Genomic DNA, 20,763 nt, shown 5'->3' on the forward strand with positions numbered 1-20,763 from the left:
ATGGCTGTTCAAGACAATATCACCGGGGCAGTCATCGCGCCGCCGAGGCGAGCCGCACGGGCGAACTGGATGCGCATCCTGCACTCGCCCACGGCTGTTGTCGGGCTCTGTCTGGTTCTCTTCTGGGTGCTCGCGGCCCTTCTGGCGCCCATCCTGCCGCTGCCGTCGCCGACGGATTCTGACGTGATGGCGATGGGCAATCCCTATCCCTCGGCGGCCCACTGGATGGGAACCGATATTCTTGGCCGAGATATGCTGTCGCGGCTGATCTTCGGTGCCCGCACCGTTCTCTCCGTCGCGCCTCTGTCTGTCGCGGTCGCGATGGTCGTCGGCATCACGATGGGGATGGTTGCAGGCTATTACGGTGGCTGGGTCGACGTTCTCATCAGCCGCTTCTCCGACATCATCCTCGCCTTCCCGGTCCTGGTCATCTACGTCATCCTGATTGCCAATATTGGCCCATCGGTCCTCAATATCGTCATCGCGACGATGATTGCCTCGGCGCCGGGTATCGGCCGCATCACCCGCGGCCTGGTGCTCGGTCTGAAACAGCAGGAATATATCTCGGCGGCAAAGCTGCGGGCGGAAAGTACGCTCTACATCATGATCGTCGAATTGCTGCCGAACTGCCGCAGCCTCCTGATTGTCGATGCCTGTCTTCGCATCGGTTACACGATCATCACCATCGGTATTCTCGGCTTCCTCGGCCTCGGCCTGCCGCCACCGAACCCGGATTGGGGCGGAATGGTCAAGGAGAGCGTGACTGTCTTGAATGTCTGGCCGCACATGTCGCTGATCCCGTCGGCTGCGCTCGTCAGCCTCGTCCTCGGCTTCAATCTGCTTGCCGATGGCGTGCGGGAGGCATGGAAACCATGAACGTCATCGCGTCCAATCTCCAAGGAGCGGCCATGTCCATCACCCCATCGATCGATCCTGAACCGGTTCTCGACATTCAGAACCTGCGTATCGAGTTCCGCGGCAAGAGCGAGACGGTGGTCGCGATCCCCGATCTGTCGTTCAAAGTCATGCCCCGGGAGAGCTATGGCCTGGTTGGAGAATCCGGCTGCGGCAAGAGCACGACGGCGATGGCGATCATGAGCTATCTCGGCAATACCGGTGTGATTGCCGGCGGCAGCATCCGTTTCAACGGCAAGCAACTGGTCAACGCATCTGCGAAGGAATTGCGCTCCATCCGCGGGCGCCAGATCGCCATGGTCTATCAGGACCCGATGAGCGCGCTGAACCCGGTGAAGACAATCGGTGCGCAGCTTGCGGAGGTCCCCCTGCTGCATATGGGCGCGAGCAAGAAAGACGCTTTGGCCATGGCCGAGGCGATGCTTTCAGATGTGCGTTTGCCCGATCCCGGCGAGATGACGCGGCGTTATCCGCATCAACTGTCCGGCGGCCAGCAGCAGCGCGTGGTCATCGCCATGGCACTGCTCGCCAAGCCGTCCCTCTTGCTGCTCGATGAGCCGACGACCGGTCTCGATGTCACCGTCGAGGCTGCGGTCATCGACCTGATTGCCGAACTGCGCCAGCGCTATTCCACCAGCCTGCTGTTCATCTCGCACAATCTTGGCCTGATCGCGGAAAGCTGCGATCGTCTGGGTATCATGTATTCCGGCCAAATGGTTGAAGAGGGAACCACTTCAGAGGTGTTCCGCCGGCCGAAACACCCTTATACACGCGGTCTTATCGACTGCATCCCCGACATCACAGGCGACAAGCGCACCCGCACGCTGGCGGCTATCCCGGGCTCGATCCCGCTGCCGCAGGAACGGCCGCAAGGCTGTCTGTTCGGGCCGCGCTGTTCCAGTTTCGTTTCCGGTCTTTGCGATCGCCCCGGACTCGCCATGGAGCGCGCGGCCAACGACCATCTGGTGCGATGCGTCCGCTGGCCTGAGATCTCCACGACGGAGGCGGCGCTAGCCCCTGTCGAGAGAACGGTCATTGAAAAATCGACCGCGATAGCTTTGTCCGACGTCAGCCGTCTCTATCCTGTCGGCCATCATAAGTTCGTCAAGGCTAACGAAGCGGTCACCTTCGAAGCGGCAAAGGCGGAGATCGTCGCACTGGTCGGCGAGTCCGGCTGCGGGAAATCGACGCTGGCACGCATCGTCACGGGTCTCGACAAGGCGACGTCGGGCGAAATCCGAATGGCCGGCGAAAATATTGCCGAACTGCAGGCCGGTGAGCGCCCGCGCGAGTTGCTGCAACAGGTTCAGATGATCTTCCAGAATCCCGACAGCACGCTCAATCCGTCGCATTCCGCCGCCTTCTCCATTCGCCGTTCGATCAAGAAGTTCGGTATCCGCAAGGGCAAGGCCGAGATCGAGCAGCGTGTGCGCGAGCTTCTGGAAATGGTGCGGCTGTCTCCGGCAGTCGCGGAGCGGAAGCCGAGCCAGCTTTCCGGTGGCCAGAAGCAGCGCATTGCCATTGCCCGCGCTTTTGCGGCCGAGCCCTCGCTGATCGTAGCCGACGAACCGGTTTCCGCGCTCGACGTCTCGGTTCAGGCGGCAGTCGTCACCCTTCTGCTCGACATTCAGCGGGAGAAGCATGCGACGATGCTGTTCATCAGCCACGATCTGGCACTGGTTCGTCATGTCGCCGACAAGGTCGTCGTCATGTATCTCGGCAAGATCATGGAGCAGGGGACCGTTGAGGAAGTGTTCGGCGGTGCGTCGCATCCCTATACCGAGGCACTTCTTTCCGCTATCCGCAGCCCGCATCTGGACGAACTGCCGCGCGAGCGCATTCACCTGTCCGGCGAGACACCAAGCCCCGTCAACGTGCCAGCCGGCTGCCGCTTCTCGACGCGGTGCCACCGCAAGCTTGGCAGCATCTGCGACACGTTTGCGCCGCCGCTCCGCAAGATGTCCGGCACGCATGAGATCCTGTGTCATATCGACGAGGCAGCTCTCGCCGCCCAGGCCTCCGTTTTTCCCCAGGCCGGAAAGGCATAAGCAATGCACGAGCCCGACGGAACGATCGGCAAGTTGTGGCGAAGCGCCGCGGGCCTGCGTGCGATCGTCCATGTGATGGCAAGCATCTGCATCGTTGCCACCGGTAATTCGCTTCTAACAACGACGGTGTCGCTGCATCTCAGCGATCCCGCGCTCGATCCGCACGTCGTCCAGTTGCTGCTGACGGCGTTTCCGATCGGGTTTCTGGGAGGCTGCCTGTCAGCCCGCTTCCTGGTTGTCCGATTTGGGCATGAGATCGCCTTCCATATCGTCGCATTTCTCGCCGCGCTGGGCTCTGCCGGCTACATGCTGACGGAAGCGGCTCCAGTGTGGTTCTGCCTGCGGCTGATAAACGGCTTTTCGATCGCAACGCTTTTCGTCGTCTCCGAAAGCTGGATCAACCTTTATGCCGATCAGAAGAACCGTGGAGCCTATTTCTCGCTCTATATGCTGATGACGTCGCTGGCGACGCTGTTTGCGCAACTGCTTGTCGAGGCGGCCGGCGCAGCCTCTCCCTATCTCTTTCAGCTTGGTCTCGGCGTCATTCTGTTCGGACTGTTCTATGCCCGCTTCGTCGGCCGGCCGTGGCCTGCGTTGCGACTGCCTTTGGCTGTCACTGTCGAAGCGGGCAATGCCCATTCCGGACATCGCTACGGCATCTGGCGGCTCGCCGCTCTCGCGCCGGTCACCGTCGTCTGCGTGTTCCAGGCAGGCATGACCAACATGAATGTCTACACGATGACGCCGATTTACGCGGAGCGCATCAAACTCGACGCGTCCGTCGCGGTGACGCTGGTAACCGCCTTCAGTCTCGGCGGCATGCTGGCGCAGGCGCCGGTCGGATGGCTGTCGGACCGCATGGATCGGCGCGTTCTGCTGCTGATCCAGGGGTTGACTGGAGCGGGACTGTGCGCGGCCATCTCATGGCCGGGCACCTATTCGCAGACACTGCTCTACGGCCTGTTCTTCGCTTATGGCGCAATTGCACTGACGATCTATCCTGTCGGCATCGCCTATGCCAACTCGCAGCTCGACAGCCGGTATATGGTCTCGGCATCGGGCAGCCTATTGCTGCTCTATTCGATCGGCAACATCATGACCCCCGGGCTTGCCGCACAGCTGATGGAGCTGTTTGCACCACAGGCGCTCTTTTTGCTGCTTGGGGGCGGAGCCTTCCTGGTTGCCGCGGCCGCCTGCTTCAATCTCATCCGCCGTCCGATCGGCGCCACCAAAACTTGCCTCGTCCCGGGAGGAAGCGAATGACGTCCACGAAGCCTTTTGACCTCGTCATCCGTGGTGGCCGTGTGGTGCTGCCGGACGCGACAAAGCAGATCGATATCGGCATTCGTGACGGTGTGATTGCCGCGCTCGAGCCGGATCTGCCCGAGGGCAAGAATGAAGTCGCGGCAGAGGGGCGTATCGTGCTGCCCGGCGGCGTCGACAGCCATTGCCACATGGATCAGCAACCTTGGGAGGGCAAGGCGACCGCAGACGACTTCAACACCGGCACGCTGTCGGCGATGTGCGGCGGCACGACAACCGTCGTACCTTTTGCCATGCAGATGCGCGGCCAGTCGCTGCGCGACATTGTCGACGATTATCATCAGCGTGCCGGCCCGAAAGCACATATCGACTACGGTTTTCATCTGATCGTCGGTGATCCCTCGGCGGAGGTCCTGCGCAACGAGATCCCTCAGCTGATTGCCGAGGGCTGCACCTCGATCAAGATCTATCTGACCTACGACGGGCTGAAGCTCGATGATTACGAGGTTTTGAACGTTCTCGATCTCGCTCGTGCACAAGGCGCGATGGTCATGGTGCATGCGGAAAATGACGCCTGCATCCGCTGGCTGACCGAAAAATTCATTGCCGCCCGCAAGACCGAACTGCGTTACCACGAAAAGGCGCATTCGGCGATCGGCGACCGTGAAGCGACCTTCCGGGCGATCAGCCTTTCGGAACTGATCGAGACGCCGATCCTCGTCAGCCATGTCGCAGCCGGGGGCGCTGTCGAGGAGATCCGCCGCGCCAAAGCCCGCGGCCTGCCGATCTACGCTGAAACCTGCCCCCAATATCTCTTCCTTTCGGCCGAAGATATCGACACGCACGATCTGTCTGGCTCCAAATGCGTCTGCACGCCGCCGCCGCGCGACAAGTCGAACCAGCCGGCGATCTGGGCAGGCATCCTGGACGGGACGCTCGAGGTTTTCACCTCGGATCATTCGCCCTGGCACTATGCGGACAAGATCGCAGGCGGGCCGGGGACACCGTTCCATCGTATTCCGAACGGTATTCCGGGCATCGAAACGCGGCTTGCCCTTCTGTTTTCGGCGGGTGTGAATGGCGGCCTGATCTCGCTGCAGAAATTCGCCGATCTGACGTCGGGCGCTCCGGCGCGGCTGTTCGGGCTTGCTCCGCGCAAGGGCAGCATTGTCACCGGCGCGGACGCCGACATCGCGATCTGGGATCCGGATCGCAGCGTAACGATCACCAATTCGCTGCTGCATCACGCCACCGACTACACCCCCTATGAAGGGCAGGTCGTCAAAGGCTGGCCGATCATGACGATCTCGCGCGGCGATATCGTCTGGGATGACGGAAAGATTCTGACTGAACCCGGCCGCGGCCGGTTCGTTGCCAGAGAACGCTCCTTCCCGCCACAGCAGGGGCTTTCGAAGGTTCTCGCATCATGACGGCGCCGATGACACGCCTTGAAAGCAAGGTGATCTTTCTGACGGGTGCCGCGAGCGGTATCGGCGCGGCGATCGCGCGCCGCTGCATAGACGAAGGCGCCTCAGTGATCTGTGCGGATCGGTCGTCCGATGAGGTGGCTGCACTGTCGCAATCCCTCGGTCCCCAGGCGTTTGGTGTCCCATGCGACGTCACCGACAAGGCGTCGGTCGGGCATGCGATGGACGGCGGCGTAAAGCATTTCGGTCGCCTCGATGGCCTCGTGCACAACGCTGCTGCACCATCGATGGACGGCACGGTCATCGATCTCGCCGAACAGCAATGGCGGCTGGAGATCGACGTCATTCTGACCGGCGCCTTTCTGGCAAGCCAGCACGCGCTCCCGGCGATGATTGCCAGCGGTGGCGGCGGATCGGTGGTCTTTATTGCGTCGCAATTCGCCCATGTGGCGACCGGCAAAGCCGTTGCCTATTGCGCCGCCAAAGCCGGTCTGGTGCATCTCGCCAAGGCCATGGCGGTCGATCACGCGGCCGATGGCATTCGCGTCAACAGCCTTTCGCCGGGTGCTGTGTCTACCCCGAGATTGCTGCAACGCTGGCCGGACCTTGCGGCAGCCAATACCGGGCTTGGACCGGCGCATCTGCTCGGCCGTATCGCCCAGCCCGACGAAATCGCCGCCGCTGCCGCCTTCCTCCTGTCACCGGATGCTTCGTTCATCACCGGAACCGATCTCATGGCCGATGGTGGTTATGCGACGCGCTGAGATTTTTGCTGAAGTTTTTGGATGGATTTGAAATGACCCTTCTCGTTACCGGCGGAACCGGCTTCGTCATGAGCGTCCTCGCAAGGACATGGCTCGAACGTGATGCCAAGGCGCGCGTCGTTACTCTCGACCGTGCGGGCCTGGATGCCATGGCGGAACGCTATTTTGCGCCGGTCCGCGATCGGCTCACGGTCGTCACGGCCGATATTTGTGATCCCCAGCAGTGGGAGGCCGTCCTCGACAGCCACGATATCCGCTATGTGGTGCATGGCGCGACCGTCACCCCGATTTCTCGCGGCAGTGCCGCGGAGGCAAAGCGTCAGCCCGAAGCCGAAGATCCTGCCAGGATCGTCGATGTCAATTTGATGGGCACTGTCAATATTCTCGAATGGCTGAGAAAACGGCCCGGTATTCAGCGCCTGGTCTTTGTCAGCTCGGGCTCCGTTTACCGCCATCACGGGCCGGACTGGACGGGCGAACCGCTACCCGAGGACGGCTATGTCGCGCCGCTGACGCTCTACGGCATCTCCAAGTTTGCGGCCGAGATGGTGGTCAACCGTTACGCCGATCTCTTCGGCCTGTCGGCCGCCTCTGTCCGGCTCGCGTCGGTCTATGGGCCGATGGACAGGGTCACCGGCAGCCGCAATTTTCGCCATGTGCCGAACCGCGTCGCCCATATGGCGCTCGCCGACGAGACGATCCGGCCGAACAGCCTGGAACCCGTCGGCGACTATGTCACCTCCACGGATGTGGCCGAGGCGATCATCGCGCTGCTCTTTGCGGAGCGCCTGCGTTACCGCCACTACAACATCGGCAGCGGCGAGACCTCGACGATCGGCGACATCGTCGGTTGGGCGAAGGAGCGTGTGCCCGGATTGCAGGTGGATGTGAGTTCCGATGAGACCGGCAACATCATCCAGGACCTCTCGCTGAAAGACGGCATGTGGGGTGCCTACGACATCGCCCGCATCGCCCGCGATACCGGCTGGCAGCCACGCGGCGGGAAGCAATCCTTCCATGACTATATGGACTGGATCGTCGAAAACGAAAATCAGAGCGAAGGACAATGATGAGCACCGCTGCACAAGATCAATCGCGCGATTTTATTGGTTACGGTCCGAAGCCGCCGTTCGTGACCTGGCCGGGTGGCGTCAAGCTGGCGATCAACCTCGTGCTGAACTACGAGGAAGGCGCCGAATATTCCTGGCTCGAGGACGGGCGCAACGACAACTGGGGCGAATACAATATTCCCAACAGTCCGCCGTTGCGCGATCTCGGCACCGAGACCCATTTTGAATATGGCAGCCGCGCCGGCGTCTGGCGGCTGGCACGCCTGTTCGACCGTTACGATATTCCCGTCACGGTTTCGGCCTGCGCCGTTGCGCTCGAGAAGAACCCGGCCGTCGTCGCCTGGATGAATGCACGCGGCCACGATCTGCTCGGCCATGGTCTGCGTTGGAGCGAGTATTCCAGCATGCCGCGCCATGAGGAAGAGGAGCAGCTTCACGAAGCGATTGCTCTCTACGAGAAACTGACCGGCGGCAGGCCGATGGGCTGGAACTGCCGTTCCTTTCCAAGCGTCAACACCCGGGATCTGATCGTCAAGGAAGGCAGCTTCCTCTATTATTCCGACCCTTGCAATGACGATCTTCCCTACTTCCTCGATCATGAGGGCACGCGACTTCTGATCGTGCCCTATTCGAAGACGCTGAACGACAGTCGCTACCTGATTGCCCCCGGCTACAGCAACCCGCGCGATTTTGCCGAGGATTGCCGTTCGGCGATCGATTACATGATCGGCGAAGCAGACGAGACAGGCGGGCGCATGCTGACGATCGGTGTGCACGCCCGCTGGATGGGCCAGCCTAACAGGGCATCGGGCCTGCGGGATGTCATCGAGCACGTCAAGAAGACGCCAGGCGCTGCCTTCATGCGACGCGAAGACATCGCTCAATACTGGATCGACCATCATGGCTGATAGTGCGCATGCAATGCCGGAAAAGCGTATTCAGGTGGAACCGGGAACGATAAGCGGGGCCGAATATATTGCGGGCGTCCTCAAGGAAGAGGGCGTCAAGCAAATCATCGGTTTTCCGGCAAGCGAGCTTTTCGATGCATCGGCGGCTTTCGATATTCCGCCGCTGATCGCCCGTACCCAACGCGTCGCCGTCAACATTGCCGAGGGCTACGCCCGGGTCACGGCTGGCAGGGAGCTTGCCGTTGTCACCGTGCAGTACGGCCCGGGCGCCGAGAGTGCCTTTGCCGGCATCGCCCAGGCCTTCAATGACGGCGTACCGATGCTGTTCCTGCCAACCGGTTATCCGCGCGGCTCGGAAGCGGTGTCCCCGAACTTCGAATCCCGCCGCAACTTTCGACACATTACCAAATGGTGCGAGGCGGCAAGCCAAGTCGCCGATCTGCCGAAACTGATGCATGCGGCGATCTCGCGCGTCAGAAACGGTCCACCGGCGCCTGTGCTGCTGGAACTGCCGATCGACCTGCTTGCCGAAAGGTTTGATGCCAAGCCTGGCGACCATCGCCGCCCGCGCAGCAGCGTGCCGCAGGCCGGTGACGCTGAGGTGGCCGATCTGGCCGAAGCCCTGATGGCCGCGCGCAACCCGGTAATCCTGGCCGGTCAGGGAATTCTGGCCGGATCGGCGACGCAGGAACTGGTCGCGTTGGCCGAACTGTTGAACATTCCCGTCATGACGACGCCAAACGGCAAGAGTGGTTTTCCCGAAGATCATCCTCTTGCGCTTGGGACTGCCGGACGGGCACGGCCAGCGACGATCGATCATTTCCTGGAAAAGGCGGATGTCGTGCTCGCCATCGGCAGCAGCCTGACCCGCTCCTATTACATCCTGCCCATTCCGGAAGATAAAACCATCCTCCATGTGACGCTCGGTGAAGCTGATCTCGGGAAGGACTACGCGATCGCCCAAGGGGTGATCGGCGATGCCGCCTCCGTTCTCAGGCAGTTGACCGCCTATATCCGCGACAATCGCTTGATCCGTGGAAAACGGCCGCAGCCGGCCGCGGAGATAGCCGAAGTGCGCGCGGCGTTCATGGAAAAATGGATGCCGCTGCTGACATCCGACAGCACGCCGATCTCGCCCTACCGCGTCGTCTGGGAGATCATGCAGGCGATCAATCCGAAGACCTCCATCGTCACGCACGATGCCGGCAACCCGCGCGACCAGTTTTGCCCGTTTTACGTGGCGAGCACGCCAGGCAGCTATATCGGCTGGGGCAAGACCACACAGCTCGGCAGCGGCCTTGGCTTTGCGATGGGCGCCAAGCTTGCCCGTCCGGAGGCGACGGTCGTCAACCTGATGGGAGAGGCCGCCTTTGGCATGGTCGGCATAGACTTCGAAACGGCTATTCGCTGCAATCTTCCGGTTCTGACCATCGTGCTTCGCAATAACGTGCTCGGCGGCTATGCGAAGAGCATGCCTGTCGCCACGCAGAAATATGGCGCGAACCGGGTGACGGGCAATTATGCGCCGATCGCCGAAGCCCTCGGCGGCTATGGCGAATGCGTGACGGAACCGCAGAACCTGCGGCCGGCATTGCTGCGTGCTCTTGAGAGGGTCACGGCCGGTCAGGCGGCGCTCATCGAGGTCGTCACGCACGAGGAACCACGGCTCGCGGGCGTGCGGTAGAGAAGCGGAGGCGGACGTGTTCGATACCATGATTCTAGGCGGCACGGTCGTCAACGCAGACGGTCAGCGCCCCGCGGATGTCGGCATTCGCGATGGGCGCGTGGCGGCTATCCTCGCACCGGGCGAGACCGCGATGGCGCGCGATTTCATTGACGCCGGCAGCAAGCTGCTACTGCCTGGGCTCGTGGATGCACATGCGCATTTGCGAGAACCTGGACTGACGCAAAAGGAAGACTTTGTAAGCGGCACGCATGCGGCCGCTCTCGGCGGTGTGACGACCATCCTCGACATGCCGACTGACGATCCCTGGACGGCAACAGCCAAACAACTGTCAGACAAGATGGAGAGTGCCGCGGGTAGGCTGAATGTCGATGTCGGGTTTCAGGCCGTGGTTTCGAAGAATTGCAAGAACCTGGATGACCTGCTTGCGCTCTCGCCCGTATCTCTTGAATTGTTCACCGCAGACGTACCCGTCGAATACCGGTTCGACAGTCTGGATCAGGTGACGCGGATGCTTCGCCGGCTGGCGGAAGCCGCTACGGTGATCGGCGTTTCGCCGGGTGACCAGTCGATCCTCGATGAAAGCGGGCTTCATGACACCAGCGGCAACATTTCAACGTTTCTGGCAAGCCGGACGCCACTCGCCGAAGCAAGCGGTATCGCCCGCGCTGTCCTGGCTGCGGCCGAAACGGGTGCGCGCGTGCATGTCCGCCAGATCAACTCGAAACTCGGCGTCGAAACCTGGCGCCGCCTTCAGGGGATGGCTGACGTCAGCGTCGAAACAACGCCGCAAAACCTGTTCTTCACCTCGGAAGACTACAAGACCGGCGGTGCCCGGCTGAAGGGGTCCCCTCCATTCCGGGGCCGTGGTGACGTCGCCGCCTTGCGGCATGCGGTGTCGGAGGGCCTGATCACCATCATGGCGACCGACCACGCACCGCACAGCCCGGCCGAAAAGTCTGCCCCCTATGGTTCGTTTGCCGACATTCCCGGCGGCATGCCGGGCCTTCAGACGTTGCTTTCGGTGATACTCAGCCTCGTTGCGGACAAGGTCCTGGGACTTGCCGACCTGGTGCGGATTTGTGCCTACAATCCTGCGCAGCGCTTCGGCCTCGGACGCTCCAAGGGGGCGATCGCGGTCGGCTGGGATGCCGATATCCTGATTGTCGACATGAGACGATCGAATGCCATTACCGATGCCGAACAGGTCTCCCGAGCCGCCTACACGCCTTTCCATGGCAAGCAGACTGTTGGCCTGTTAACCGACGTCTTTTTGCGCGGCGAGCGCATCGTCAGCAACGGAACCCTCATTTGTCCCGGACGCGGCCTCGTCGTCCGCAGAGCTCCATAAAGGAACGTCCATGCCGTTGCTCGACAAGAAAATTGCCATCGTGACAGGCGCAAGCTCCGGTCTCGGCCGTGCGATCGCGCTTCGCTATGCCGAGGAGGGCGCGACTGTCGTGATCGCCGATGTTTCCGACGCTCCGATCGAGGGGGGCGAAACCACCCTCTCGCGCATCGTGGCCGCAGGCGGAAAGAGCGTTTTTGTCAAGACTGACATCTCCAGCTGGGCCGATGTCGATGCGCTGATCTCCCACGCTGTAGCCGAGTTCGGCCGGCTCGACATCATGGTCAACAATGCCGCAATCTATACGTCGACCAATCTCCTCGAGACGTCGCCGCAACAATGGGATCGGGTGATTGCCGTCAACGTCACCGGGTACTTTTACTGTTGCAAGCGGGCCGCTCAGCAGTTTCTTAAGCAGGAGCTGGTCGGTGACACGCGCGGCCGGATCATCAACATTTCGTCGCAGCATGGCATGGTCGCCTGCCCGGGTGATTTTCCCTATAGCGTCAGCAAGGGTGCGATCGTGCAGATGACGCGGCAAATTGCCGTCGACCACGCTGAAGCGGGAATCGTCTGCAATGCGATCGCTCCTGGCAAGATCGTCACCGGCAAACCGGGTGTCGCCAACGCTCCTGACGCACTCGAATACTCGCGCCGCCGCACGCCCTGGCCGCGGCTCGGCGAGCCGAGCGACGTCGCGAGTGCCGCACTTTTCCTCGCAAGCGACATGGCGAGCTACATGACCGGCGTCAACCTGATGGTCGACGGCGGCTGGATGGCGGGCTGATCACAGCGCCGCGCAATATTCGAAATAAGGGAAAGGAAAGAGACCATGGATCTCGGATTGAAAGGCAAGACTGCCCTGGTATTGGGCGCTGGCGGAGGACTTGGCGGAGCGATTGCCCGGACGCTGGCAGCGGAGGGTGCGCAGATCGCTGTCGCCGATATCAACAAGGAGGCCGCCGACAAGACGGTCGCGGACATCGTCGCGGCTGGCGGTTCGGCCATGGCGCTTCAATGGGACGTTGGCGATCTCGGCGTGCTGCCGCCCAATCTCGCGGCTATCGACAAGCAGTTCGGCTCGGTGGACGTGCTTGTGAACATCACCGGCGGCCCGCCGCCGACAGTCGTTTCAGGCCAGAGCGCCGATAGCTGGCGCAAGTATTTCGACAGCATGGTCCTGTCGGTCATCGCCATCAGCGACGCGGTACTTCCGGGTATGCGGCAAAAGAAGTGGGGCCGCATCATCACCTCGACATCATCGGGCGTGGTCGCGCCGATTCCCAATCTTGGCCTATCGAACGCGCTACGCATGTCGCTTCTCGGCTGGTCGAAGACCCTGGCCGGCGAGGTCGGCCGCGATGGCGTGACTGTCAATGTGGTCGTGCCGGGACGCGTTGCCACACAGCGTATCAGCTTCCTCGACGAGCAGAAGGCGAAGCGAGAAGGCAAGGCGGTCGAAGAGGTATCGGCGGCGAGCACCGCGTCGATCCCAGTCGGCCGCTATGGCGATCCGCAGGAATATGCCGATGTCGTCGCTTTCGTCTCGAGCGTTCGCGCTTCCTACCTCACAGGGTCGGTCATTCGCATCGATGGCGGCTTGATTGCCAGCGTTTGAGGAGATCATGCTGATTGACTTGACCATAATTCCGGACGTCCCGAGCACGTCGCCGGGCTCGCGCGTAAACGCATTTGCGCCGACGAGATCTGGGCCTTCCAAGAGCTTGGCGACGGGCTGAGCATTTCACCCACCTGAATGACGCCACAAAGGGTTGCCGCGCCGGTGAGCGGCGCGGTTCTTCCCACGCACCCTGGGAGCATCAGCGGCATCCCGACCTTGGCTGCGATTCGATCGCACGATCCGGCCGTAGGAAAAGCAATGACCCGCGAACAAATCGACGCCGATTTATTCCGAGCAGCTTGGGTTGCCGGTATCAACGTTGTAACAGACAATGCAGTCGAGAGCCTGCAATATTTGGCTACGATGGCTAGGCCGTCGATAGCTCGCTACCGAGCGTCAACCGGCGATCTCAGGCGGGATATGGATGCCGTCCTCGAAATCGGACCAGCGAAAGTCCAGCGGAGCGGGGAAGTCCCGGGCACACGTTCGGCGGAGACGTCTCGAATGCGATGACGTTCGACGCTGACTATGGCGACGTGAACCTCAGCTACGGTGTTTCCTATTTGTTGGAGGACGTCACTCCAAGCCCTACTACAGCCGGACCTACGCCAACAGCCCGGGTGTCTGGATGAACCCAAGCAGTGGTCAGCGCGCAATCGGAAGTGCCTAGACGGTGGCGGCGCGACCTATAAGATAAACGACAATGTCCGCCTCGACTTCCAGGCGGAAATCCTCATAGACAAATTCTATGTCGATGCCTTGGAACCCTTCGCCTGGGCGCACATTTCGGGCTACGCTCACGGCGAAGTTCTGACCGCTTTGCAGCACGGCCGTCATCCCAGGATTTTCCTCTTCTCGGCATCGTATTCGTCGCCACTGATTGCGCCGCTATCCTTCAGCTTCGCGAGTCGCTCGAGCACCTCGACGGCGTTCGAAGACATGGTGCCGCCCGCGGCCTTCGTAGTGGCGGGCGCGACCTCGTCGGTGCCGGCCGTGCAGTACCAGATAATCAGCGCGATGGTTCCGACCGGAAACAGGTACGACAGGAGCTGATGCCAGCCGCTTCTATTCAGGTCATGCAGACGACGGGTTGCGAGAGCGATGGTTGGAAGAAGGACGCCGAGACTAAAGAGGCCAGACAGAGCATCCGTCGGATCGATAGCACTGAGAACTGCCGAAACGATGACGAGGAAGAAGAATGAAAACCAGAATTCCGATCGGCTGGCGCGGCCTTCGAACGTCGCGTACTTTTTAAAGAACGTCGAAATCGCCTGTCCGAACCCCATTGAAGAAGGAGCCTGCCCAAAGCGGTTTACGCCTGACGGTGGGCTCTTGAACACGAAGAACAGCGGCAACCCGAATACAATAAGAACAACAAGCATATGCCAGACCGAAAGGCTTTCCATAGTTTCCCCCTTTGAATAACGCCCGAATAAATTTCTAGTTTTGGCCTCGCACTCAAGTCAATGTCCCGCTTTCGTCCAATTCAGTGCTGTCAAATCGACCAGTAAGTCGCAGGATACGTAGCGAAAATATTTTCATTATCCGAATTGGTTACATGGACATGATTGCGCAATATCGGCCTCCGTGATCTGATCCACCCGGGGAAATCTCGTGTCTGGCGTGTGGGGCGATGAAGTTACGTAGCCGTTACAGGCTTGTTATTGTGACATTGCTAGCTTTTGGGCTGATTGCGGCTGTCGCACCATTCTGGTTGAAGGAATGGGTGGAATCCATCACGGACAACCCAACTCTCGACAAGATTCACGCTGTTTCCCAGGGCCTCGGCTTCCTTTCGTTGCCCAGCGTGCCGGTGACGCTGGTGCGCATCGATGACCAAAGCTTCGAGGCGTGGCAACGTCCTTTTCCAATCACCAAGGCGATCATCGCCGGCTTGATAGAGAAGGCGAGGACATCCAGTCCGCGGGCAATCCTTGTTGACCTCGATATATCCGCGGGAGGTGGCAAGGACGCCGACGTACTGCACGACTTACTCGACAGATGGCGACCATCAGACCCGCCCTTGCTCTTCCCAAGAGAGCTTTCGTTCGACCCCGACGGGAACAGCCTCCCTGCCTCGCCGTCCGACTTTGATATGCATTTCAAAGCCGGAAAACCGCTCTTTTGGGTGAACGTTCTTTTTGAGGTGGGTGACGGTGCCAAGGTTAGAAACTGGAACCTTTGGGAAGTGCCTAAGGGTGCCTGCCAAGCTCTCCTGTCTCCGGCGATACTGTCTTATGCATTCAAGTTGGGTGGCGCGGCGATGGTCGAGACTGCTCAGAGATATCTTGGCAGCCGCGACGGCGTAGGCTGCGCTCGCGAAGGGCAAGACATGCCGAGTGCTGTGCCAAGGTGGTTGAGCGACGCAGAGAAGAGCTCGGCGATCCAGTTTTCATTCCCAAAGAGTGACACTGCGATGTCCGCAATGATGGTCGAAGACGGTCATGTGCCCGCTCTCATTCAGTTGTCGGGATACCAGTTTGCGCAGCGTCCCATCGCCGCCAGTGCGTTGGCGGATCGCTTCGTCATCATTGGAAACAGCTACGCCTCCAACGGGGACTTCCACGACACCCCGATCGGGGAAATGGAAGGAATGCGCGTTATCGCAAATGCGGTCGCCAATTCCACAAAGGCTATTGCAGCTGCAGAGTATCCGACGAAGGCCGCCGTCATCCTATCGAGCATGTTCCTCGCGGGTCTCGTCGCATTTCTGACCTTCACCTTCAAATCTCTGATCTCGGCCCCGTTGGCACTGCTGGTGGGCATCGTTGTGTACACCGCCTGCAACATCAATCTCGGCGCTGCCGCCGCCCAGTCTGTCGTCCAGTACGCCATCGTAATCTGGGTGCTGGTCATTGCACTGGAGTCTGTTGAATCGATATGCCGCGGGTTTCTTGAGGGGCGCAGCTGGAGGTCGTTTCTCAATGGGTAGACGTGTCTGGATGTTGGAAGAACCGACATGTTTCATACTGGCGAGCTGTATTCTCTTTGCTCCCGTGGCATCTCTGGCGGGACAGCCGGCGGCCGTGATCGTCGACTACGAAGGCGCGGCCTCCATCATCGGCACGCGATCGGGCACAGCGATGGAGTTCCAGCTGGGGAGTGTTTTGGAGGAGGGGGATCGCCTCGATATTCCAGAACCCGGCTTTGTCAAACTAAACCGAGGCGGGGCCTGCGGACTATTGCTCTCACCCGACACATCGAGGTCCGAGGAGCCGGGATGTTCGATCAGTCGCGTTTCGTCATATTCTGTCCCGTCCTCCGGACTGACAGATGACGTCTCGAGCAGATATCAGCAACTGGCGGAAGTCTTGGGCTGGTGGGACCCCGAACGCAAGTCGAAGCCGATGCGCAGCAGGGAGTCCTACGGCCTTCGCGTTCCCGCCCTGGACAATGTGGCGAAGCCCTTGCTTGTCGCGGGAGGCAGGACGCTTGAGGTGCGCTGGGTGGACGGCAAGCCACCCTTCCGGCTGAAGGCAATTGCTTCTGACGGCAAGAAGGTCGACGGCATCGTAGCCGATGGCGCTCGCACCGGCAGCGTTCGCGTTCTCATCGAGCCTGGCAAAGCATTTCGCCTGGAAGTGGCCGATGCGTCCAAGGTGGTTTCCTACAACATCTACGGGATCGCAGCTTTCGAGGACAAGAAAGCTGCAAAGCCCGTGGATGACTACGACCGGGCATCCCAAATCGTCGCGGCAATCTCGAAGAGCGGCGGTGACTGGGCATTCGAAGGCGTCCAGCAGATCAAGGGTCTTGCACTCGAGCCCCGCATCAAGACTGCACTGACCAGCGCGATCGAATACGGAGACTGGCCATGAAAGTCTTCCGTTTGTTTGTCGCGACGGCATTCAGCACTTTGCTCTATTTCGTCGCTGCCACGGCGAGCTCGGCGATGGAAGGCATGATCACAGGGCCGGAGCATTCCGCGATCAAGCAAATCATCCAGACCGACTACGTGACATCCGACCAACTGGATAACGCTGTCGTGGTGCTTCGCCGGCTGATCGAGGCAAGCGAGGTTCAGTTCGGCAAGAACAGCCGGCAGGTTGGCGTATTGCTCTGCGACATCGGCGAAGTGGCATACAAGCAGGCCAATTTCCTGCAGGGCAAAGCCAAAACCGACAAACTCAGGAGGGCGACCGCTGCACTGGTGTCAGGCGCAGACATGCTGAAGCCCTATCAGGCGGAGCATGACGGCTATATCATCCAACGGGCGCGCGCCTATCGGTTTGCAGGCATGGCGTTTCTTGCCTTGGGCGACAAGAAGAGCGCCGAGTCCAACTTGCGAAATGGACTTGCCATTCACTGGAAGCGATACAACGACAACGCCTACCAACTTCAGTTTTTCCCGACATTGTTTGACGCCGTAGAAGGTCCTGAGGCGAAACGAAAGGTAGCCGAAGCAGAGATTAAGATCGCGCGAAACGTCTACAACGTTCCGACCGGAAGTGGGCACGCGAGCCTGGATGGTCCACTCAAGCGGCTACGAATTGCCGAGACGGAAGGCAATCCGCTCATCGCGAAGCTCGAAGCATCTCGCAGCAAGGCTGCCGGCCTTGCTGAGGCAGGCAAACGCGATGCGGCCTATGAGGAGATCGCTTCCTTGTTTTCGATAGCGACAAGCGAGAGCGATCGCAGTCTATTCATCGGCCGGATGAAGCCGCGGCCGTTTTTCATCTACGATGATCCCGACGCCGGCCAATCCGTCAGCTGGAGCGACGACAAGGCCGCCTATGAGATGGGGCCCTACGACTACGTTGCAACGAAATTCTTCGTCGATCACACTCTTATGCCGTTCATCGCGGAAGGGAGGAACAACCTGTTCACCTTGCTATCGCAATGGCAGGAAATCTACGATTCTGGAGACCGTGAGAATGCCGCTTACTTCTGCCGGCTGATTCCAGGGAACTACACCGGATACAGTGGTTTTGACCTGCCTGGCTTCGATCGTAGCCAGCCAGTCATCCCTCCATTTTGTGCTGCGTCCGTTCAGTGGGCCGGATGGATGCGAATGCAAGGTATCATCGGGCAGGGCCGGCAGTTGGTCGAGATGGGTATCGACCTGCTGCCCGCCGACGTCCGCGAAACACCTATCGGGAAGAAGTTCCTTGCGGACAGCCTCGGGCTGATGTCTGCCTTCGAGGCCTATCACGGCTCTCCGGACAGCTTTCTCTCGGCGTATGAGCGCCTTACCGACGTGGATGCTCCATCATCGGCTGAATATGCCTTCTACGCGGCCATCATCCGTGACCAACCAGATGCGTTCATGGACGCGTTGAGACGGCTGGGTGCGGCAGCGTTGCTCCAAGGCGACGAGGAGGAAGGCCCGGGTCCTGTTTCGAAGTTGGCAATTATCGGACCGAAGGTCGCTGAGGCGATTTGCGCCCAACAACCAACGGAGCTACCGGCGATCGTGCGCGCGTCGTTTTGCGCCGATGATGCGGCGATCTCGCCTGATCAGTTACGTGCCGAGTTGCAGAGTGCCTCGAAAAGGTTGGAGCTAGGACAGGTCAAGCCGTTTTTCGCTATTCCGAATTGGCGAATTCTGAAACTTCTCGCGGCCCCCGAATACGCAGCCCTCCGGCCTTTGGCGAAAGCCGCGTTCTCGCCTGGTGAGGTGGCTCAGTTCCAGGAGCGTAAGCTTTCGAAGCGCGAGCAGGCGTTTCTCAAGACGCCAAAGGACCACGACACCTATATCCAGCAAACGCCGAACGACACTCGCTTTGCCGACCAGGTGTCTGACGACTTCGACGCAGCTTTCATCTCTACCGCGCTCTTCGAGGCTGGAAAGGTCGACATGGCGAAATCATGGGCTCTTCCGGCTATCGAGCGTTATCAGTCCGCAAGCCCTCCGCAAACGATATTCAGTCTTTGGCTGGCGGATACCTATGAGGAGCAGACATATCTCGACGGCTGGAGATGGCTTCTCATGGATCGCCCGCTTCTTGCCACTGCCGCCTTTGGAAAGCACATCCCGGAACACCTCGCATACACCCGAGGAGGCGTAGGCGAGGGCGCGCAATCGAGTCTGGACTGGGAGCGGGTGATCGGGTCCTATCACGGGCGGATGATCGCGGGCACCCAGCTTCACGATGATCTGTCAGCTCGGTCGGACGCCCGATCGCTGGTATCGTACGTCAAATTCGTCCTCGGTCTGCAGAGCTTTTCACGCAACGAAACCAGAGAGGTCATCGTTCGGGTTGCTCGCCCGGCTCTGAACGAAGCGCTTTCCGTTCTCGTCGACGGGCGTGAGCTCTCTCCTGACGACGTGGAAGCGGTCTTCGAGATCGTCCAGATGATGAAGCCGAGTGGGACGGGTGCGACCATTGCCCGTCTTGGCGCGAGGCTTTCTGCGGTGTCTCCGCAGCTGGCAAATCTTGCCAAGCAGCGCGAAGAGTTGCGTCAGAAGTGGCTTGCGACGCCGGTTGATCAAGTCGCGGATCGCAAAGCGTTGGCCGTCCAGGTTGACGACATTGATTTGGAGCTGGCCAAGCAGTTTCCCAAATACGTCGAGATATCAGGCACGGTCGCCGTGTCGGTTGAGCAGGCGACCGCCGCATTGTTGGATGACGAGGCTCTGATCGCATTTCTCGACACGGGCGACAACTTTCTGGTGGTGGCTGCGAGCAAGGCAAGGACCGCTGTCATCAAGACGGAGATGTCTTCGGACGATGTAAACGACTTGGTGCACGAGCTCAGGCGAGGGCTCGAACTGCGCGGAGGACGGGTTCCTGCCTTTCGCGGGGAGGCGGCATATCAGTTATACCGCCAACTTTTCGAACCGATCGAAGCCAAGTGGACCATGTCGCCGAGACACCTGATTTTGGTGCCGGACGGCTCTCTTGAGAGCATTCCTTTCGCGGTGCTGCTGACTGAAGAGATGGTGCGGGATGATTTCGTCGGCGCGAAGTGGCTATCGGACAAGTACACCATGACGCGCGTGCCATCGGTCGCATCACTGATGACGCTGCGAGCCGGAGCCGGCGCGAAACCGGGCGGGGAGCCTCTGCTTGGGATCGGTGACCCTGTTCTGGATGGCAGTCCTGATACCGAGCGCGGCGGTCTGGCTGCCTCGAAGCTGGTCGCCCTCCGGGGTGGCGCGAATGTGCAGGATATCCGGGCGCTTCCAAGGTTGCCGGAAACCGCCGACGAGCTAAGGGCCCTACAAAAGAGCCTGAAGGCACCTGTCGGCTCGTTGTTGCTTGGACAGATGGCGACGGAGACGTCGTTGAAGGGCGAGGACCTGACCAGGTTCCAGACACTCGCCTTCGCGACCCATGGCCTGCTCGCCGGAGAGATAACTGGGGTTCAGGAACCTGGGCTGATCATGACGCCACCGGCGGTGGCGACGCCGACCGATGACGGATATCTTTCTGCCAGCGATATAGCTGCGTTGAACCTCAATGCCGAGGTCGTCCTCCTCTCGGCATGTAACACCGCCGCGCCCGAACAGGCCGGAGCGGAAGGGCTTTCGGGACTAGCCAAGGCGTTTTTCTTCGCGGGTGCCCGAAACCTGGTGGTGTCACACTGGGCTGTGGACTCGGCGGCGACCGCGGCCTTGACGACGAGAATGTTTGAAAACCGGGGTAGCGGGAAGTATAAGACCTACTCGTCGGCACTGGGAGATGCGATGCGCGAATTGCGGTCGAGCGACGAGGGCAGGTATGCCCATCCGCTGTTCTGGGGACCATTTGAGGTGGTCGGCGCGGATTGAG

The 20,763-nt window shown here is 60.5% G+C and carries 16 protein-coding genes; 14 read left to right on the forward strand and 2 right to left on the reverse strand.

From position 1 onward, the window contains the following. The 11 genes from J2X43_RS15155 to J2X43_RS15205 are packed head-to-tail and all read left to right on the forward strand — an operon-like array spanning nucleotide 1 to nucleotide 13,045. On the forward strand, nucleotides 1-876 hold the full coding sequence (locus tag J2X43_RS15155; RefSeq protein ID WP_112389449.1) for an ABC transporter permease: 876 nt from the start codon (nucleotides 1-3) through the stop codon (nucleotides 874-876). After that, complete coding sequence (locus J2X43_RS15160) at nucleotides 873-2,963, forward strand: ABC transporter ATP-binding protein (RefSeq protein WP_112389448.1); 2,091 nt, start codon at nucleotides 873-875, stop codon at nucleotides 2,961-2,963. Before J2X43_RS15155 ends, J2X43_RS15160 begins: the two co-directional genes overlap by 4 nt. Before the next feature lie 3 nt (nucleotides 2,964-2,966). Then, entirely contained in the window at nucleotides 2,967-4,226 is a 1,260-nt protein-coding gene (locus tag J2X43_RS15165; RefSeq protein ID WP_112389447.1) for an MFS transporter, read from the forward strand. Further along, on the forward strand, nucleotides 4,223-5,656 hold the full coding sequence (hydA, locus tag J2X43_RS15170) for a dihydropyrimidinase (protein ID WP_112389446.1): 1,434 nt from the start codon (nucleotides 4,223-4,225) through the stop codon (nucleotides 5,654-5,656). The genes J2X43_RS15165 and hydA overlap by 4 nt, the downstream gene beginning before the upstream one ends. 8 nt (nucleotides 5,657-5,664) lie before the next feature. Continuing rightward, nucleotides 5,665-6,417 carry an SDR family oxidoreductase gene (locus tag J2X43_RS15175; protein ID WP_310295147.1) on the forward strand — a complete coding sequence of 251 codons (753 nt, stop codon included), beginning with the start codon at nucleotides 5,665-5,667 and terminating at the stop codon, nucleotides 6,415-6,417. A gap of 32 nt (nucleotides 6,418-6,449) precedes the next feature. Next, nucleotides 6,450-7,487, forward strand: coding sequence for an NAD(P)-dependent oxidoreductase (locus J2X43_RS15180; protein ID WP_112389444.1), 1,038 nt, complete (start codon nucleotides 6,450-6,452; stop codon nucleotides 7,485-7,487). Then, nucleotides 7,487-8,395 carry an allantoinase PuuE gene (locus J2X43_RS15185; protein ID WP_112389547.1) on the forward strand — a complete coding sequence of 303 codons (909 nt, stop codon included), beginning with the start codon at nucleotides 7,487-7,489 and terminating at the stop codon, nucleotides 8,393-8,395. Before J2X43_RS15180 ends, J2X43_RS15185 begins: the two co-directional genes overlap by 1 nt. Continuing rightward, nucleotides 8,388-10,079: a thiamine pyrophosphate-requiring protein gene (locus J2X43_RS15190; RefSeq protein WP_112389443.1), complete on the forward strand. Its 1,692-nt coding sequence runs from the start codon at nucleotides 8,388-8,390 to the stop codon at nucleotides 10,077-10,079. Before J2X43_RS15185 ends, J2X43_RS15190 begins: the two co-directional genes overlap by 8 nt. Nucleotides 10,080-10,095: 16 nt before the next feature. Beyond that, nucleotides 10,096-11,430, forward strand: a complete 1,335-nt coding sequence (locus J2X43_RS15195; protein ID WP_112389442.1) for a dihydroorotase family protein — start codon at nucleotides 10,096-10,098, stop codon at nucleotides 11,428-11,430. A gap of 10 nt (nucleotides 11,431-11,440) precedes the next feature. After that, nucleotides 11,441-12,214, forward strand: coding sequence for an SDR family NAD(P)-dependent oxidoreductase (locus J2X43_RS15200; RefSeq protein ID WP_112389441.1), 774 nt, complete (start codon nucleotides 11,441-11,443; stop codon nucleotides 12,212-12,214). Between the two features lie 45 nt (nucleotides 12,215-12,259). Then, a complete protein-coding gene (locus J2X43_RS15205) occupies nucleotides 12,260-13,045 on the forward strand; it encodes an SDR family oxidoreductase (protein ID WP_112389440.1) in 786 nt (261 codons plus the stop codon). Between the two features lie 669 nt (nucleotides 13,046-13,714). Here J2X43_RS15205 and J2X43_RS15210 read toward each other — a convergent pair. After that, complete coding sequence (locus J2X43_RS15210; RefSeq protein WP_162706047.1) at nucleotides 13,715-13,885, reverse strand: hypothetical protein; 171 nt, start codon at nucleotides 13,883-13,885, stop codon at nucleotides 13,715-13,717. Beyond that, nucleotides 13,882-14,454 carry a DUF805 domain-containing protein gene (locus J2X43_RS15215; RefSeq protein ID WP_112389438.1) on the reverse strand — a complete coding sequence of 191 codons (573 nt, stop codon included), beginning with the start codon at nucleotides 14,452-14,454 and terminating at the stop codon, nucleotides 13,882-13,884. Before J2X43_RS15215 ends, J2X43_RS15210 begins: the two co-directional genes overlap by 4 nt. A gap of 227 nt (nucleotides 14,455-14,681) precedes the next feature. Here J2X43_RS15215 and J2X43_RS15220 point away from each other — a divergent pair, with 227 nt between their 5' ends. The 3 genes from J2X43_RS15220 to J2X43_RS15230 all read left to right on the forward strand — a co-directional run bounded on the left by J2X43_RS15220 (nucleotide 14,682) and on the right by J2X43_RS15230 (nucleotide 20,762). Then, a complete protein-coding gene (locus J2X43_RS15220) occupies nucleotides 14,682-15,980 on the forward strand; it encodes a CHASE2 domain-containing protein (protein ID WP_112389437.1) in 1,299 nt (432 codons plus the stop codon). Between the two features lie 379 nt (nucleotides 15,981-16,359). Beyond that, on the forward strand, nucleotides 16,360-16,866 hold the full coding sequence (locus J2X43_RS15225) for a hypothetical protein (RefSeq protein ID WP_112389436.1): 507 nt from the start codon (nucleotides 16,360-16,362) through the stop codon (nucleotides 16,864-16,866). Further along, complete coding sequence (locus tag J2X43_RS15230) at nucleotides 16,863-20,762, forward strand: CHAT domain-containing protein (protein WP_112389435.1); 3,900 nt, start codon at nucleotides 16,863-16,865, stop codon at nucleotides 20,760-20,762. Before J2X43_RS15225 ends, J2X43_RS15230 begins: the two co-directional genes overlap by 4 nt. The last annotated feature ends 1 nt before the right edge of the window (nucleotide 20,763 follow it).

Origin of the sequence: Rhizobium sp. BE258 (genome assembly GCF_031457345.1) — a bacterium.
GTDB lineage: Bacteria > Pseudomonadota > Alphaproteobacteria > Rhizobiales > Rhizobiaceae > Rhizobium.

Excerpts from the sequence above, each read along its gene's own strand:
- J2X43_RS15155 (WP_112389449.1), top strand. The coding sequence starts at position 1 with ATGGCTGTTCAAGACAATATCACCGGGGCAGTCATCGCGCCGCCGAGG.
- J2X43_RS15180 (WP_112389444.1), top strand. The coding sequence starts at position 6,450 with ATGACCCTTCTCGTTACCGGCGGAACCGGCTTCGTCATGAGCGTCCTC.
- J2X43_RS15230 (WP_112389435.1), top strand. The coding sequence starts at position 16,863 with ATGAAAGTCTTCCGTTTGTTTGTCGCGACGGCATTCAGCACTTTGCTC.
- J2X43_RS15160 (WP_112389448.1), top strand. The coding sequence starts at position 873 with ATGAACGTCATCGCGTCCAATCTCCAAGGAGCGGCCATGTCCATCACC.
- J2X43_RS15165 (WP_112389447.1), top strand. The coding sequence starts at position 2,967 with ATGCACGAGCCCGACGGAACGATCGGCAAGTTGTGGCGAAGCGCCGCG.
- J2X43_RS15210 (WP_162706047.1), bottom strand. The coding sequence starts at position 13,885 with ATGACGGCCGTGCTGCAAAGCGGTCAGAACTTCGCCGTGAGCGTAGCC.
- J2X43_RS15215 (WP_112389438.1), bottom strand. The coding sequence starts at position 14,454 with ATGGAAAGCCTTTCGGTCTGGCATATGCTTGTTGTTCTTATTGTATTC.
- J2X43_RS15190 (WP_112389443.1), top strand. The coding sequence starts at position 8,388 with ATGGCTGATAGTGCGCATGCAATGCCGGAAAAGCGTATTCAGGTGGAA.
- J2X43_RS15200 (WP_112389441.1), top strand. The coding sequence starts at position 11,441 with ATGCCGTTGCTCGACAAGAAAATTGCCATCGTGACAGGCGCAAGCTCC.
- J2X43_RS15185 (WP_112389547.1), top strand. The coding sequence starts at position 7,487 with ATGAGCACCGCTGCACAAGATCAATCGCGCGATTTTATTGGTTACGGT.
- J2X43_RS15205 (WP_112389440.1), top strand. The coding sequence starts at position 12,260 with ATGGATCTCGGATTGAAAGGCAAGACTGCCCTGGTATTGGGCGCTGGC.
- hydA (WP_112389446.1), top strand. The coding sequence starts at position 4,223 with ATGACGTCCACGAAGCCTTTTGACCTCGTCATCCGTGGTGGCCGTGTG.
- J2X43_RS15175 (WP_310295147.1), top strand. The coding sequence starts at position 5,665 with ATGACACGCCTTGAAAGCAAGGTGATCTTTCTGACGGGTGCCGCGAGC.
- J2X43_RS15220 (WP_112389437.1), top strand. The coding sequence starts at position 14,682 with ATGAAGTTACGTAGCCGTTACAGGCTTGTTATTGTGACATTGCTAGCT.